This is a genomic window from Paenibacillus sp. Dod16 (assembly GCF_049893405.1).
Classification (GTDB): Bacteria; Bacillota; Bacilli; order Paenibacillales; family Paenibacillaceae; genus Paenibacillus_AQ.
This window is the reverse complement of the sequence record NZ_JBNDYG010000020.1, coordinates 1-15,691: the sequence shown is the minus strand read 5'-3', so window position 1 is coordinate 15,691 and position 15,691 is coordinate 1. Positions and strand designations below refer to the sequence as shown.

Below are 15,691 nucleotides of genomic sequence, written 5' to 3'. Positions count from 1 at the left end.
CGGACATCGGCGATTCGAATGGAGCATGCCGGAGGATATGAACATAGATGATTTAGAAGTCGCTAAGTTAGCGGCTTTTTTTACTATAGCGATGTAAGTTTTGTCCTTAGCTGAGGATGCTCCATATCTTAGATTCGGATCATTACTCTATAGAACACGCGGAATGCTGGCGCAGGTCGTCATATGACAACGAAGAAGTCGGATTAACGGTAGATCACAGGGATGCAAAGGAGGTAGAATGTCGTCACCAAAGAAGCATTAAGGAGAGAAGCATATTGATTCTGAAGATTATAAAATGGATGCTGTCCGTCATTGTTCTTGTTATCATAGGGGGGCTTCTGCTTGTAGATTTAACGCCTGTTCCATTTATCCATTGGCTGCGCAGCCAGCCGGAAGCAGCACCTGCAGCACCTTCGAATTGGGCGGAGCTTAGGCAGGTGGTAGAGGTTCATAAAGACCTCAAGTATCCTTCGACATTCAAATCCAACGAAATGGACCTGTACCTCCCCAAAGACCGTGCGGGCAAACTGCCTACGATCCTATGGGTTCACGGCGGCGCTTTTGTGTCAGGAGATAAATCGGGCACCGCCTATTGGTGTACGATGATGGCCAGCAAAGGTTAATCGGTCGTCAGCATGAATTACGAGGTGGCTCCCGAGGCACGATATCCGGCACCAGTCCTTCAGATGACTGAGGTCTATCAGCATCTGAAGGAGCTTTCGGATTTCCCGTCCTTGGACTTGGACCGTCTAATTGTCGGCGGAGACTCAGCCGGCGCCCAAATTGCATCCCAATTCATCGCAATTCAGACGAATGCCGACTTGGCGCAGCGGACAGGGATTGAACAGGCGGTTCCGGAGAAATCCATACAAGCGGCGCTGCTGTATTGCGGTCCGTATAACGTCAAACAGCTGGCGAGCGTTACCGGCAGATTAGAGAAGTTCTTCCTGAATCAGCTGGGGTGGGCTTATATTGGAACACGGAACTGGAAGGATGGGACCGAAGCAGAAGAAGCTTCAACGACAAACCATGTGACAACTGATTTCCCGCCAACCTTTATAACGGACGGCAACACGGGTTCTTTTGAAAAACACGGCAAGGAATTGGAGGCGCGGCTCAAAGAGGCAAACGTGCCCGTGAAGTCATTGTTTTACCCGCTGTCCCATGGCGTCGTGCAGCACGAATATCAATTTCAGCTTAACACTAAAGAGGCCATGGAGTGCTTTGAGATGACGTTATCCTTTTTGGAAGAACAATTGCAAGAGCGGGGATAAACAATGACAAAGACTGGTGCTTCAACTTTTATCGGGAGTAGTAGTAAAATGGGGATAGCTCAATACCAGGGAGAGGAGTCTCATCATGTACAGCCATATCAAGGCAATTCCTTGGAATTCGATTCGCGTCAAGCTGGTGCTTGGCCTTTTGGGCGTGGCAATCCCTTTAATCGCCTTACTGATCTATATGAGCTATTACAGTGTGAACGTCATTCATAATCAGGTGGCGGTCTCCAATAAAAATATGATCTCCATCCAAATGAGACAGATCGATAACCAGCTCGCGGAGATCGAACGGCATCTGGTGAATCTGTCCAGATCGGAAGTCAGTGTGCTGACGATGAAAGACGCAGTGCCGGACCATACGTATATGATGGCCAAAAGCGATGTTTCCCGGAAGCTGTCCTCCGATCTATCGGTTTATCCTTATATTGACGGACTTTTCGTATATTCATTGCCGCGGCATGATTTTGTCGAAGCCTACAAAGGGTCGATGACCTATAACGGATTATTGAAAATGCGAGATTACCTGCAGGAAAGCAGCACGAGCCAGAACCGTTTCTATGGAATGGAGGCGAACTGGCAGCTGCAAGAGATTGAAGGGTCCTATTACGCGATCAAGGTGCTCAGGGATGACAATATCAGCATCGGGTCATGGGTATCCCTCAAAACCTTGATGTCGCCGATGTCGGTTCTGAACACGGGTGAAACCGGAGCAATGCTGTTCGTCGACGCCCAGGGGAAGCCGCTTTATAACACGAAGTCCCTGCAGGATGAAACGTTGGATTTCACCCATGGTTTCAACAGCTATTACATGTCAGGCAAGGACAAGGACTATCTCATCGTGGGGGAGACTTCGAAGAAAGCGGACATCAGCATGGTCGCCGTCATTCCGGACAAGCTGACGCTCGAAAATCTGCCATATCTCAAAAAGACGGCTGCCATCCTGTCGGCATTCGCTGTTCTGCTGCTGCCGGTTAGCTTGTGGTTCCTGCGGAAAGTGCTGCTTCGCCCACTGCAGAAGATCGTTCAATTAATGCGAAGAATCGGGGAAGGGAACTTCAATTTGCGAATCGAGAAAGTACCGACCGCTCCCGAGGAGTTTCAGCTGGTATATCGCACCTTAGATCAGATGGTGTCGCAAATTGAAAAGCTGAAGATTGACGTCTATGAAGAACAATTGAGCAAGCAGCGGGCGGAGCTGAAGCAACTGCAGCTCCAGATCAACCCGCATTTTTTCATGAATTCCCTGAATATTTTGTACCATTTGGCACAGGTGAAGCGATATGAATTGATCCAGGAGATGACGATTTGCCTGGTTCAATACTTCAGATATATGTTCCATAGCAATAACCAGGCTTTGGTTCTATTAAAGGATGAGCTGCAGCATACGAGAAATTATTTGCGGATTCAGCAGCTGCGGCTTCCCAATCAATTCGAAAGCGAGATTCATGTTCCGGATTATCTGCTGGAGACCCCTGTTCCTCCGTTGATGCTTCAGACGATTGTAGAAAATACGATCAAGCATGCCGTAAGGGCAGATGTTCGGACGATGCTGGTCATTGAAGCGATCCTCGACGATCTGGCGGAAGAGCCGACCGTTTGCTTGACCGTACGTGATACCGGAGATGGATTTTCGGATGAGGTATTGGAGGCGATCCGCTGCGGCAGACAAGGTGCAAACACCGGGCGAGCGCATATTGGCTTGTGGAATGTACGGGAACGTCTGCGTCTGCAGTATGGGAATGGGGCCGTAATGGATTGCTATAACGACGATCCGCACGGGGCGGTCGTCGAACTCTTCATTCCGTTAAGCCCTGGACAAGATGGAAAGGAGGACGCCAATGCGTCATGTACTGATCGTGGATGATGAGGTTATTGCTGTAGAGGGACTGAAACATGGCGTGGACTGGGATCGGCTGGGTGTTTCCGCTGTATTTACCGCCCATAGCGCCAGCCAGGCGATGGAGATCATCCGGCGGGAGCGCGTGGATCTTCTGTTATGCGATATTGAAATGCCGCATGGGTCCGGCTTGGATCTATTGGAATGGGTACGGGGATATCATCCGGATATCGTTGCGATATTCCTTACCTGTCATGCCGACTTTCACTATGCCAAGCAGGCCATTCAGCTGGGCAGCTTTGATTATTTACTGAAACCGGTCCCTTTTGCCGATCTTGAATCCGTTGTAAGTAAAGCGATCGAGAAGCTGGACCAGGAGCGCGAGCAATCAGAGTTCAGTCAATATGGGAAGTTTTGGATGCAGCATCAGCCCCTGTTGGTTGAACGATTCTGGCTGGATATCCTGAATCAAACGATTCCAAGCCGCTCCGCTGCAATCAAGGAGCAGGCGGAGAATCGCAATATTCCGTATTCGGAGGATATGATCTTTACCCCGATACTGATTCAAGTTCGGAGATGGTATAAGGAAGTCACGCTGCGGGACGAAAAAATCATTGAATACGCGATACGCAAATCCGCCGAGGAGCACATCCAAGAGAGGGCCGAGCATGGTATGCTGGTGCCGGTGGAGAAAGGGCGCTGGCTCGGCTTGATCAACAGGGATACGGCATCGGTGGATGATGATGCATACAAGGATATGTGTGAGAGGTATATCGATGCTTGCAGGAAATATTTCTATGCGGGCGTCGCCTGTTATATCGGGGAGCCGGGTCACGGACATGAAGTCCCTTCGATGTATATTCAATTGGATCGGATGAACGAAATGAATGTGGCTTATGATCAGCAAGTCTTTTTGCTGAAGGAAGAGAAGCCGTCGGCTGCCCTCCAGCAGATGCTTCCGGATATGAGCATGTGGGCGATTCTGCTAAAGGAGGGCGCGAGCGGACAGGTCCTGAAGGAGGCGGAGGCTTACATCAGGTCTCAGATCGAAGGTAACTCACTCACTTCGGATTTACTGAATCAATTCATTCAGGATTTTCAGCAAATGCTCTATTATGTGCTTCATCTGAAGGGGATCCAGGCGCATCAGCCTCTCAGGGACAGCCGTTCCTTGGAGTTATATGCCAGATCGGTGCGCTCGGCTACGGATGCGTTGGCCTGGATTCATCATATCGTTCAAAGGGCGATGGATTTTGCATCATCGGTGGAGCATTCGCCAAGCATCGTAGAGAAAGTAAAGGCTTATATCCGCGAGCATCTATCCGAGGATCTGTCGAGGGAGGATATCGCGAGTCATGTGTTTTTGAATCCGGATTATTTGACCCGAATCTTCAAAAAAGGGACCGGCATGTCGATCTCGGATTACCTGCTCCAGCAGCGATTGCGCATGGCGGCCGGGCTGCTCGCAAATACCGAGCTGTCCGTCAGTTCGATTGCGACGCGAATCGGCTACGCCAACTTCTCTCATTTTTCCCGCATGTTCAAAAAATATATGAATATGAGCCCGGTCGAGTACCGGCAAGAGCATGCCGGCATCACCAGCTCCGGGGAAAGTCGGTAAAGTGACAGTGAAAAGTCGTTACAAGAGCAGTGCACAATCACGTCCCCTCTTACAATATAGCTAGAAATACATCAATCACAAAGGCGGGGGAACAGATGAAAAAATCATTCGCACGACTATCTACGATGCTTTTGAGCGCCGTCATACTATTGTCGGCCTGCGGAGGAGGGAAAGCAGCCGACCAAGACAATGAGCCGGCAAGTGAACAAAAAGCTCTCACGGAGCTGACGGTCGTGCTTCCGGTGGCAGGCTCCATACCGAAGGATATGCAGCAAGTGGAGGACGCCATCAACAAGATCGCGGCCGAGAAAATACAGGCCAAGGTCAAATTTGAGCATATTTCTGTCGGAGACTGGGAGCAGCAAACGAATCTGATGTTTGCAAGCGGTGAGAAAATGGATCTGCTGTACTTATCCGGTTATAACTTCAGCAACATCGTTGCGAAAGGTCAGCTGAAGCCTCTGGATCAATTGCTTGAGCAGCATGGTCAGGGGATCGCCGACGCCTTGGGTAAAGATTATTTGCAAGCTACGCGCATCGGAGGCGAGATATATGGAACGCCGACGGTACGGGATTTGGCGGCCAGCTATGGGCTGACCATGAGCAAAGACTTGGTTGATAAATACAAGATCGATGTTGCCTCGATCAAGACGCTTGATGACGTGGAGGCCGTGCTGCGGAAGGTAAAGGAAGGAGAGGGTCCTACCATGACACCGCTGGTTACCGGTGCAGCGGGGCAATCCTTCCGAGAGAATTATGTCAACTACGATAGTCTGAACGACACGATCGGTGTTCTTCCGAGCTATGACAATGGCCTCAAGATTGTCAATTATTACGAGACGAAGGAATATGCCGACTTTGTCAACAAGATTCGCGGCTGGTATCAGGACGGGCTGATTCCACAGGATATGGCTACAACGCAGGCAACGCGGTTTGACATGATCAAGGCAGGCAAAGCCTTTGCCTATATGGCTATGCAAAAACCCGGCTTTGCGGAGAGCGAGAAGAAGCTGTCCGGGCTTGAGCTGGTCACTGCAGAACTCGTACCTCCTGTAGCTACGACGAGCACGGTAACGGGCGCGATGTGGGGCATTCCGGTCAATTCCGAAACTCCTGAGAAAGCGATGGAATTTTTAAATCTGATGTACACCGACAAGGATATCGTGAACCTGTATGACTGGGGGATCGAAGGCACCCATTATGTAAAGGTGGACGGCTTTGACAATGTGATCGATTATCCGGAGGGTGTTGATTACAACTCGGTGGGTTATAAAATGCCGCTTGGCTGGCTGTTCGGGAATCAGTTCTTGTCTTATGTCATAAATGGCGACGATCCGGAAATTTGGTCCAAGATGGATGAATTCAACAAGAGCTCCAAGCGCTCCAAAGCGATGGGCTTCCTGTTTGATGCTTCTCCGGTGAAGACCGAGTATGCAGCCGTAAGCAACGTCATTACGCAATATAAAATGCCGCTGGAGACGGGCAGCGTCGATCCGGAACAAATTTTGCCGGAGTTCATCTCCAAATTGAAATCGGCCGGAATCGATAAGATTATTGCGGAGAAACAGAAGCAATTGGATGAATGGGCTAAAACCAACGGCGTGAAGTAAAACATCATGTGAACAGTCACGGGTTACCCCGTGACTGTTTCTGATTTGTATAGTGAAAGGAAATGTTTAAAGTTTAAGCTCATCGATCAAGTGAAGCATGAACGGCAGGCTGCACAAGGCTATATCCTTGGCAGCCTGCTTTTTTCTTGTTGACATAGCGCTTCCAAGGGAATTGGGATGATCCAGCGCGTTTTCTGTCCTAGGTTCTACTCTACTGGCGCTGAAGTCGGGAAAGCACAAATGTGAAGTCGTTTAAGCGGTAGTGGCCCGTGTGCTTGCTCTTTAAAATGAAGATATAGATTCGGCTATAAAGCCGCAAAGGGGGGAAGTGCGGTGACAAGTACAACACGCCGTAAGGGACGGAGATCCCTTCGGAAGTACGTTCCGCTATACATCATGATGTTGCCGGGGCTTATCTACCTGCTCATCAACAATTATTTGCCGCTGTTCGGTCTAAGCATCGCTTTTAAAGACGTGAACTACAGCAAAGGGATATGGGACAGTGACTGGATCGGCTTCAAAAACTTTGAGTATCTGTTCAAAACGGATGATGCATTTATCATTACGCGTAACACGATTCTTTACAATGCTGCGTTTATCGTTCTCGGCTTGATCGTTTCGGTTGGTGTCGCGATATTGCTGAACGAGATCCGAAACAAAGTGGCATCACGCTTTTATCAAAGCGTCATCATTCTGCCGTTCCTTATCTCCATCATTATCGTCAGCTACCTGGTTTACGCCATGTTCAGCGTGAATACGGGAATGGTGAACAAGACGCTGCTTCCGGCACTTGGGCTGGATCCTATCTCATGGTATACGGAGCCGAAATATTGGCCCTTCATTCTGACGGTCGTGCATATTTGGAAGGCAGCGGGGTATTCCTGCATCGTTTATTTGGCAGCCATCATCGGCATCGATCCCGAATACTACGAGGCTGCAAAGCTGGACGGGGCCTCCAAATGGATGCAGATCCGCAAGATCACGCTTCCGATGATTACGCCGGTGATCACCATTCTGACTCTGCTCGGTATCGGGCGCATCTTCTATTCGGATTTCGGATTGTTCTACCAGGTGCCGATGGATTCCGGCGCACTGTTCTCGACCACCAATGTGATAGACACCTATGTATTCCGCGGGTTGATGCAGCTCGGTGATGTCGGTATGTCTTCGGCGGCAGGATTCTATCAGTCGCTGGTCGGCTTCGTTCTCGTGCTGGTCTCCAATTATGTCGTGCGGAAAATTGATAAAAACAATGCTTTGTTCTAAGGAGCGAACCATATGAAAAACGAATCTCGCGGTCTGCAATGGGCAGCGCACATTATCATGATTGTTTTTTCCCTGGCGTGCATTCTTCCGTTCATCCTGCTGTTCATCTCATCGATCACGGACGATCACACAATTGCCGTGGAGGGCTATTCCTTCTTCCCCTCCAAGCTCAGCCTGGGCGCATATGAATATCTATGGAGAGAATCGGCACAGATCTTCCATGCGTACGGGATCACGATCCTGATCACAGTGATCGGCACGAGCGCAAGTCTTGTCATCACTTCGCTGCTGGCCTATCCGCTATCCCGCAAGGATCTTCCCGGCGGCGTCGTGCTGTCGTTCATCGTGTTCTTCACGCTGCTGTTTAACGGGGGACTGGTTCCGACCTATCTGGTCTATACCCAGCTGTTCGATATGAAAAACACGCTGCTAGCTCTGTTGATCCCCTGGCTGCTCATGAATGGCTTCAATGTGCTGCTGATGCGGACCTTCTTTGCCACCACGATCCCTTCGGCGGTGCTGGAATCGGCCAGCATGGACGGTGCCGGGGAGTTCAGAATGTATTACAAGATCATTCTGCCGCTGTCGCTGCCGATTATGGCAACGGTCGGCATGTTCCAAGGGCTGGCATACTGGAACGACTGGAATAACGGATTGGTCTTTGTAACGGATCCGGAGCTGTTCAGCCTGCAAAATCTTCTGAACCGGATCATGAGCGATATCCAGTATTTGACCCGCAACAGCAGCATGAATTCAGGGAATGCACTGGAGCAGCTACCAAGCGAGACATTCCGGATGGCCGTGGCCGTCATTGGCGTCCTGCCGATCCTCGTCGCCTATCCGTTCTTCCAGAAATACTTTGTTAAAGGCATGACGATCGGTGCGGTAAAGGGCTAAACCAGAACGTATAAAACAAGATGACCAAGGACAGGAGTGAAGTCGAAATGATAGGAAATTGGCATTGCATCATCGACAAACCGCGAATGAAAATACAGTTTAAAATCAGCAAAAAAGCAGACTACACCCTCGATGCCGTCATGGAGCCCCTTCCGGTTCCGCTCTCATTCCCCGACGTTACGGTGCAGGGCAGCCAACTACGGGGACTGGGTAAAGTGTTTTGGAAGCCGGATGAGGATCTTTCCGTCCAGCTGTCGTTCGACGGGGACTCGTTCACCGGCGAGCTCCGCATCCCCTCGTTCGGGAGCTTCCCCCTTCAAGGTGAAAGGGGGCGGGGGCCCTATCTAGCGCAATCCTTGCTGGAGGAAGCAGCGGTGCATCGAAAGAGCGGGGTACGGGAGCGTACGGACGAAGAGATTGCAGAGGCTGTAGAAGCGTTGCTTGCCGACATGTCGCTGGAGGAGAAGGTTGGTCAAATGTGCCAGTGCCAGGCCTCCAATTTCTCCTTCGGGAATGCCGTGGAATCCGACCCGCCCGAGAAGCTGATTGCTGAGGGCAGGGCAGGGTCGGTACTGGGAGCCTTTGACATTACAAGAGTATTCGAATTGCAGAGAATAGCCGTCGAGCAATCGCCGCACGGCATCCCGCTGCTGTTTCATGCGGACGTCATCCACGGCTCGCAGACCATTTTCCCAATTCCGCTGGCATGGTCCTGCAGCTGGGACATGGAAGCGATCCAAGAAGCGTGCGCGATCGCCGCTAAGGAGGCCAGCGCTTCCGGAACGATATTCAATCACGGCCCGATGATCGACATTACCCGTGATGCCCGGTGGGGCAGGGTATCGGAAGGGACGGGCGAGGATCCGTTTTTAGGGGCGTTAATTGCCAAAGCTCAAGTTGCAGGGTACCAAGGAGCGTCTCTGCATAACGAAGAGACGCTGGTCGCCTGCCTGAAGCACTTCATTGCCTATGGTGCAGCAGAAGCCGGCAGGGATTATAACAGTGTGGACATCTCGGAGGGCACGCTGCGAAACGTGTACCTTCCGCCGTTTAAGGCTGCACTGAAAGCGGGAGCCGGCTCGGTGATGAATGCCTTTAATATTTATCAGGGCGTCCCGGTTGCGGCTAATATGTTCGTCCTGAAAGAGCTGCTGCGGGAAGAGCTGGGCTTTGACGGAATCCTGATTTCCGATTACGGCTCTGTTGACGAGATTCGGATTCACGGACACGCGAAGGATACGAAGGAGGCTGCGCTAAAAGCAGTTCATGCCACGATGGACATCGAAATGGTGACGCGCGCTTTCGATTATTTGCCTACGCTGGTCAGGGAAGGTAAGGTGAGCGAACGGCAAATCGATGATGCTGTTCGCCGCATTTTATACGTGAAGTACAAAACTGGTATAATGGACGACCCATATCGATATATTCGCCCTGAGAAAGAAATCGAATATCACTTTAACAAAGCGCATCTGCAGGCGAGTTTGGAGTTGGCGCGCAAATCGGCCGTTCTGCTCAAGAATGACGGCGTGCTCCCGCTGGCAAAGGATGCCGGCAAAATCGCGCTGATAGGTCCGTTTGCCGATAGCAAGGACCTGCTCGGACCGTGGCAGTTCTCCCGGTACGGCCATGAAACGGTGACCCTGTACGAAGGGCTGCTGGAGAAGGGCATCCCTGCAGAACGCCTCCTCTACGCTCAAGGCAGCGGCGTGAATAAAGCGATTGACGGCGGAATCGAGGCTGCAATCTTGCAGGCGAGAGAGGCCGATATCGTCGTTCTGGCGCTGGGTGAGAGCAGCGATATGTCGGGTGAAGCCGCTTCCCGCATGGATGTCGTCATTCCCGAGGCGCAGCAGCGGCTGGCGGAAGCCGTGATCGCGGAAGGCAAACCGACGGTTCTTGTCCTGACGAACGGACGTCCGCTGGTCCTGGACTGGTATGACCGGCATGTCGATGCCATTCTGGAAACCTGGTTCTTAGGCTCGCAGGCAGGTCACGCGATCGCAGACGTGTTGACAGGAGATTACAACCCGTCAGGGAAGCTGACGATGAGCTTTCCTGCCCGCATCGGGCAGGTGCCGGTATACTACAACAGCTTTAACACCGGCAGACCGGTAACTGATACGAATGGAAAGGATAAATTCATATCCAAATACTTGGACGGACCGAATGACCCGTTATATCCATTCGGATATGGGCTGAGTTATACGACTTTTGATATCTCGGGGATTACCCTGGACCGACGCGAAATGACGGCGGACGATACGATTACGGTAACGGTGAAAGTGACGAATACGGGCGGTGTTTCCGGGGAGGAAACCGTTCAGATGTACATTCAGGACTGCTGCGGGAGTATTGTAAGACCGGTTAAAGAGCTGAAGGGCTTCCGGACAGTATGGCTGGAACCGGGAGAGGGCCAGGAGGTTACGTTTACGATTAAAGTCGAGGCATTGACGTTCTGGTCGCCGGCTTCCGGCTACGCGGCTGAGCCCGGCACATTCAAGGTGTACATCGGTTCCAGCAGCCGGGATCTATCGGATGGGATAGAGTTTGAATTGCTGGATGAAATGAATCATAACGGGGAGGAATTGAATTGACCGATCAGCGGGATTTGAAAGCACTGGTTTCGCAGATGACCTTGGAGGAGAAGGCGAGTCTTTGCTCGGGCCTGGATAACTGGCATACGAAAGGGGGGGAGAGACTGGGGATTCCATCCGTCATGGTGACGGACGGACCGCACGGTCTGCGTAAGCAGCGCGCATCGTCCGACCATCTGGGCTTGTTCGACAGCGTGCCTGCAACATGTTTTCCGTCGGCGGCGGGCGTAGCGAGCTCATGGAACCGTGATTTGATCTACCGGATGGGCGAAGCGCTCGGCAGAGAATGCCAGGCGGAGAACGTAGCCGTATTGCTGGGGCCTGGAGCTAATATCAAGCGTTCTCCCTTATGCGGGCGCAACTTTGAGTATTTCTCTGAAGATCCTTACTTATCAACCGAGATGGCGACCCATCATATCCAAGGGGTACAGAGTCAGGGGGTAGGGACCTCGCTCAAGCATTTCGCGGCCAACAACCAGGAGCATCGGCGGATGACGTCGGACTCTGTGGTCGACGAGCGGACGCTGCGTGAAATTTATTTGGCCAGTTTTGAAGGCGCCGTCAAGCAAGCACAGCCGTGGACGGTGATGTGCTCCTACAATAAAGTGAACGGGGAATTTGCTTCCGAGAATGAGACGCTGCTGACCGATATTTTGAAAAACGAATGGGGCCATGAAGGCTTTGTCATTTCGGATTGGGGTGCGGTTAATGAGCGGGCCAAGGCGCTCGCGGCCGGAATGGAGCTGGAGATGCCGTCAAGTCACGGCGAGGGGGATGCAAAAATTGTAGAGGCCGTAAGAAACGGCCAGCTGCCCGAATCCAAGCTGGACGCTGCGGTGGAGCGTCTGCTTGCCGTGATCTTCAAGGCCGTAAATCAGCGAAAGCCTGATGCGGCCTTCGATCAGGCGGAGCATCACCGTCTGACTCGCGAGGTGGCTCAAGAGAGTATGGTGCTGCTTAAAAATGAAGGCGGACTGCTGCCTTTGGCCCGAAGCGGCCGCATTGCCGTCATCGGCGAATTAGCTAAAGAGCCGCGCTATCAGGGCAGTGGCAGCTCCAAGATTCGTCCGACCCGGCTGGACGATATCTTAGAGGAATTAGAGGCATCGGCCGGCGATGCGAAGGTCCATTACGCCCCCGGCTATAAACTGAACGAAGAGGACATTGACCCGCAGCTGCTTCAGGAAGCGATTGCCCTCGCATCCGAGGCTACCGTTGCCGTTGTTTTTGCCGGGTTGCCAAACCGTTATGAATCGGAAGGCTTCGACCGGAAGCATCTGCGGATTCCGCCGAATCAGATCGCTCTGATCGAAGCGGTAGCGAAGGTGCAGCCGAATCTGGCAGTGGTGCTCAGCAACGGCGCACCGGTGGAAATGCCGTGGCTTGGAGAAGCCAAGGCGGTGCTGGAAGCGTATCTTGGCGGACAGGCGCTTGGCGGAGCAATAGCCGACATTCTATTCGGTGACGCGAATCCGTCCGGAAAGCTGGCCGAGACGTTCCCGGTTAAGCTAAGCGACAATCCCTCGTACTTGTTTTTTCCCGGGGAAGGCGACCGTGTCGAATACCGCGAAGGTTTGTTTGTCGGGTACCGCTATTATGATTCGAAAAAGCTGGCTCCCCTGTTTCCTTTCGGTCACGGGCTGAGCTATACCAGATTCGAATACTCCAATCTGACCGTGGATAAGAAGCGGCTAAAAGATAATGAGAAGCTCACCGTTTCCGTCGATGTGATGAATACGGGAGCCCGACCTGGCAAGGAGATCGTTCAGCTCTATGTTCATGATATGGAGAGCAGCGTGATTCGGCCTGAACAGGAGCTGAAGGGCTTTGACAAGGTGGAATTGGCTCCGGGGGAAGCCAAGACCATTACGTTCGAGTTGGATCACAGAAGCTTCGCCTATTATGACGTTGAGCTGAAGGACTGGGTCGTCGAGAGCGGCGAATTTGAACTTCGAATCGGCAAGTCCTCCCGGGACATCGTGCTTACGGAGATCGTTGAGGTGCAGTCCACAACGGTGCGGGAGATTGTATTCCATCGCAACTCCACCGTATCGGATTTGAAAATGACCGTCAAAGGCGCGGCTTTTGTAGAGGATTTTATCGGCAAGCTCCCGTTTGCATCAGCGATTGAAGACAGTTCCCATGCGGAAATGTTTCGGGCGTTCCTGGACGCCATGCCATTGCGCGGCTTGTTGTCGTTCAGCGGCGGCAAAACGACAGAGAAGCAGCTGAGTGACTTGATTGACTATTTGAATAACTGACTGGAATGAGTCGCTAAGAATAGCTGATTCAAACATTACCACAATCATGATATGAAAAAATTTTTCATGTGTCGGATCAGGGAAAGGAAGTGTCTATTCAATGAAACAGGAGCAACCCATGCCGTTGTATCCACGGCCGCGACTTGTGAAATGGCTGGGTGGAGAGAAGAACTGGTCGGGCAGCGTTTCGTATGAAATTCAGGAAAGAGAAGTCCCAGCCGTGGAGCAGGTGAGACTGAAAACTCGATTGGAGCAGGCGTTGTCTGGTTCTTTTCGGGATGATCCTTCAACAGATTCGTCCATTCCGATATCGGTCTCTTTACAGGAGAGGCTGCATCCGGAAGGCTATGTCTTACAATGGGATGAAGCAGGTCTCCATATCGAATACAGTCAACCGGCCGGGTTGAATTATGCAGTGGTTACCTTGGAGCAGCTACTCTCTCGCCAAGGCCTTACTTGGAGTTGCTTCCGAATAGAAGATGAGCCCGATTACCCGGTACGCGGCTTAATGCTGGATATCGGACGGAGCAAAATTCCGAAGCTGACCGAGCTGTTCCAGCTGCTAGACCAGATGGAGAGTTTAAAGCTGAATCATCTGCAGCTGTATATGGAGGGATACTGCTTCGAATATACGCAGCATAAGACGGCGTTCCCTGAAAGCACGCCAATGACTGCGGAAGATTTCCGGAGATTGGACGCATACGCCGCAAGCCGATTTATCGATCTGGTGCCGAATCAGAATTGTCTGGGCCACATGGGAGATTGGCTCAGTAAACCGGCATACCGTGACCTTGCGGAGCATCCGGATGGAATGCCGATTGATGGTCCGTATCCATTGACATTCCCTCCCACCACCTTGAATCCTGTGGACCCGCGTTCTCTAGATTTGATCCGGGGGATGTTCGACGAATTGCTGCCCGCGTTCACATCCGATTGGGTGAACATCAATATGGATGAGCCGTTTGGTCTTGGATCCGGCAAAAGCAAGGAGCGCTGCGATGCGATCGGATTGGGCCCGCTGTATATGGAGTATGCAGAGGGCGTGACGGATATCGTTCGAAGCCACGGAAAGAAAGCGATGATGTGGGGAGATGTATTGACCCGCCATCCGGAAGTGGCCGAACGGATCCCGGACGATGTGACGATCCTCGACTGGAATTATGACAGCAGCATTTCTTTTGCTGAGCACTGCAGCATGCTGCAAAAGCACGGAATATCGTATTTCGTCTGTCCGGGTACCAGCTCTTGGTCCTCCCTGTCCGGGCGGACCGACAATATGCTGGACAATATCGCGGACGCAGCGGTCCAAGGTCAGAAATACGGAGCCGGAGGACTTATCGTGACCGACTGGGGAGATAACGGACATTGGCAGGTTCCGGTCATCAGCTATCCAGGGTATGCGTATGCAGCGGGGTTAAGCTGGTGCACGGAAGGCAACCTGCATCGGGAAGATGAACTGAAGAGCTATCTGTCGGAGTACGTATTTAAAGACGCCAGCGGTGAGATCGGGCATTTCCTGATGGAATTGGGACGATACTACCATTTGGAGAACAGCTCGCTTGATAACGGCACCTATCTGAGTGCTTTGCTGACCCGCGGATTAAAGAGCCGGGAGCAGCTGGAGAAAGAACTTAGCTTGTTTTTGCGGATATTTGCAGAGCTTAACGGCACGACAGTCGATTCGTTTCAGCTGAATTTTCAATATCATGACATGCTGGCGTGGCTGAAGAAGCGTAAAGAACAGCTGGGAAGAGTTGATCTTCAAGTTCGCGATGCCGACGTCATTACAGACGAACTGCGTAATACCCTGCGATTGATTGAACAGGCAGTTGGCATTCACCGATATATGTGCCGGATCGATATGTCTGATGCACAAGATGAGGTCAATTGCATCATTGATCTGGAATCTCAGCTCAAGCTGGTTATTGAAGAATTTAATCGATTATGGCGGATCCGCAATAAGGAAGGCGGTCTTACAACCAGCACCCGAGCGATGTATAGGCTGCTTGAACAATACGAAGGGATTCGGCAAACTCAAGAATAAGTTTTAGAGCAGCAGACCTCAACACATTCAAACGCCAATAATTGAAAGAGGTAGTCTGGAGTCATGTTTGGTGAGTTACAGGAGAAAATTTCATTTCTACGAGGATATACTCATAGCATTTAAAGTCGCGATAATGGTCATAACCCTGTCAAGTAGACAGTACAAAAAAGACATGATTTATGCTGCGACCGTTTCCCGGTATTCTACCGGGGAACGGTCGTTTAATTTTTTCTGGAATCGGTTCTGGTTATAGAACAGAATGTATTCATTCACTTGCTGTT

At 51.5% G+C, this 15,691-nt stretch carries 9 protein-coding genes and 1 pseudogene; 9 read left to right on the top strand and 1 reads right to left on the bottom strand.

Annotated features, from left to right (window positions below; all coding sequences use genetic code 11):
* The first annotated feature begins 116 nt into the window (after positions 1 to 116).
* The 9 genes and pseudogenes from ACPV3A_RS15995 (at position 117) to ACPV3A_RS15955 (ending at position 15,410) form a co-directional block, all read left to right on the top strand.
* Positions 117 to 1,274, top strand: a pseudogene (locus ACPV3A_RS15995) (alpha/beta hydrolase).
* A gap of 85 nt (positions 1,275 to 1,359) precedes the next feature.
* Complete coding sequence (locus ACPV3A_RS15990) at positions 1,360 to 3,144, top strand: sensor histidine kinase (protein ID WP_426200224.1); 1,785 nt, start codon at positions 1,360 to 1,362, stop codon at positions 3,142 to 3,144.
* Entirely contained in the window at positions 3,119 to 4,738 is a 1,620-nt protein-coding gene (locus ACPV3A_RS15985; RefSeq protein WP_426200223.1) for a response regulator, read from the top strand. The genes ACPV3A_RS15990 and ACPV3A_RS15985 overlap by 26 nt, the downstream gene beginning before the upstream one ends.
* A gap of 95 nt (positions 4,739 to 4,833) precedes the next feature.
* Positions 4,834 to 6,348, top strand: a complete 1,515-nt coding sequence (locus tag ACPV3A_RS15980; protein ID WP_339294034.1) for an ABC transporter substrate-binding protein — start codon at positions 4,834 to 4,836, stop codon at positions 6,346 to 6,348.
* Between the two features lie 396 nt (positions 6,349 to 6,744).
* Entirely contained in the window at positions 6,745 to 7,614 is an 870-nt protein-coding gene (locus tag ACPV3A_RS15975) for an ABC transporter permease (protein WP_426200260.1), read from the top strand.
* Between the two features lie 12 nt (positions 7,615 to 7,626).
* On the top strand, positions 7,627 to 8,511 hold the full coding sequence (locus ACPV3A_RS15970) for a carbohydrate ABC transporter permease (protein ID WP_194543030.1): 885 nt from the start codon (positions 7,627 to 7,629) through the stop codon (positions 8,509 to 8,511).
* A 47-nt stretch (positions 8,512 to 8,558) separates the two neighbouring features.
* A complete protein-coding gene (locus ACPV3A_RS15965; RefSeq protein ID WP_426200222.1) occupies positions 8,559 to 11,105 on the top strand; it encodes a glycoside hydrolase family 3 N-terminal domain-containing protein in 2,547 nt (848 codons plus the stop codon).
* Between the two features lie 35 nt (positions 11,106 to 11,140).
* Positions 11,141 to 13,366 (top strand): beta-glucosidase, encoded by a 2,226-nt coding sequence (locus tag ACPV3A_RS15960; RefSeq protein WP_426200259.1) that lies wholly within the window; start codon positions 11,141 to 11,143, stop codon positions 13,364 to 13,366.
* A 100-nt stretch (positions 13,367 to 13,466) separates the two neighbouring features.
* On the top strand, positions 13,467 to 15,410 hold the full coding sequence (locus ACPV3A_RS15955) for a beta-N-acetylhexosaminidase (RefSeq protein WP_426200221.1): 1,944 nt from the start codon (positions 13,467 to 13,469) through the stop codon (positions 15,408 to 15,410).
* Between the two features lie 177 nt (positions 15,411 to 15,587).
* Here ACPV3A_RS15955 and ACPV3A_RS15950 read toward each other — a convergent pair whose 3' ends face one another.
* Positions 15,588 to 15,683, bottom strand: coding sequence for an IS3 family transposase (locus ACPV3A_RS15950; RefSeq protein WP_426200258.1), 96 nt, complete (start codon positions 15,681 to 15,683; stop codon positions 15,588 to 15,590).
* Between the last annotated feature and the right edge of the window lie 8 nt (positions 15,684 to 15,691).

What these genes read in the sequence shown, in the direction of transcription:
- ACPV3A_RS15990 (WP_426200224.1), top strand. Translation starts at nt 1,360, where the DNA reads ATGTACAGCCATATCAAGGCAATTCCTTGGAATTCGATTCGCGTCAAG.
- ACPV3A_RS15985 (WP_426200223.1), top strand. Translation starts at nt 3,119, where the DNA reads ATGCGTCATGTACTGATCGTGGATGATGAGGTTATTGCTGTAGAGGGA.
- ACPV3A_RS15980 (WP_339294034.1), top strand. Translation starts at nt 4,834, where the DNA reads ATGAAAAAATCATTCGCACGACTATCTACGATGCTTTTGAGCGCCGTC.
- ACPV3A_RS15975 (WP_426200260.1), top strand. Translation starts at nt 6,745, where the DNA reads ATGATGTTGCCGGGGCTTATCTACCTGCTCATCAACAATTATTTGCCG.
- ACPV3A_RS15970 (WP_194543030.1), top strand. Translation starts at nt 7,627, where the DNA reads ATGAAAAACGAATCTCGCGGTCTGCAATGGGCAGCGCACATTATCATG.
- ACPV3A_RS15965 (WP_426200222.1), top strand. Translation starts at nt 8,559, where the DNA reads ATGATAGGAAATTGGCATTGCATCATCGACAAACCGCGAATGAAAATA.
- ACPV3A_RS15960 (WP_426200259.1), top strand. Translation starts at nt 11,141, where the DNA reads ATGACCTTGGAGGAGAAGGCGAGTCTTTGCTCGGGCCTGGATAACTGG.
- ACPV3A_RS15955 (WP_426200221.1), top strand. Translation starts at nt 13,467, where the DNA reads ATGAAACAGGAGCAACCCATGCCGTTGTATCCACGGCCGCGACTTGTG.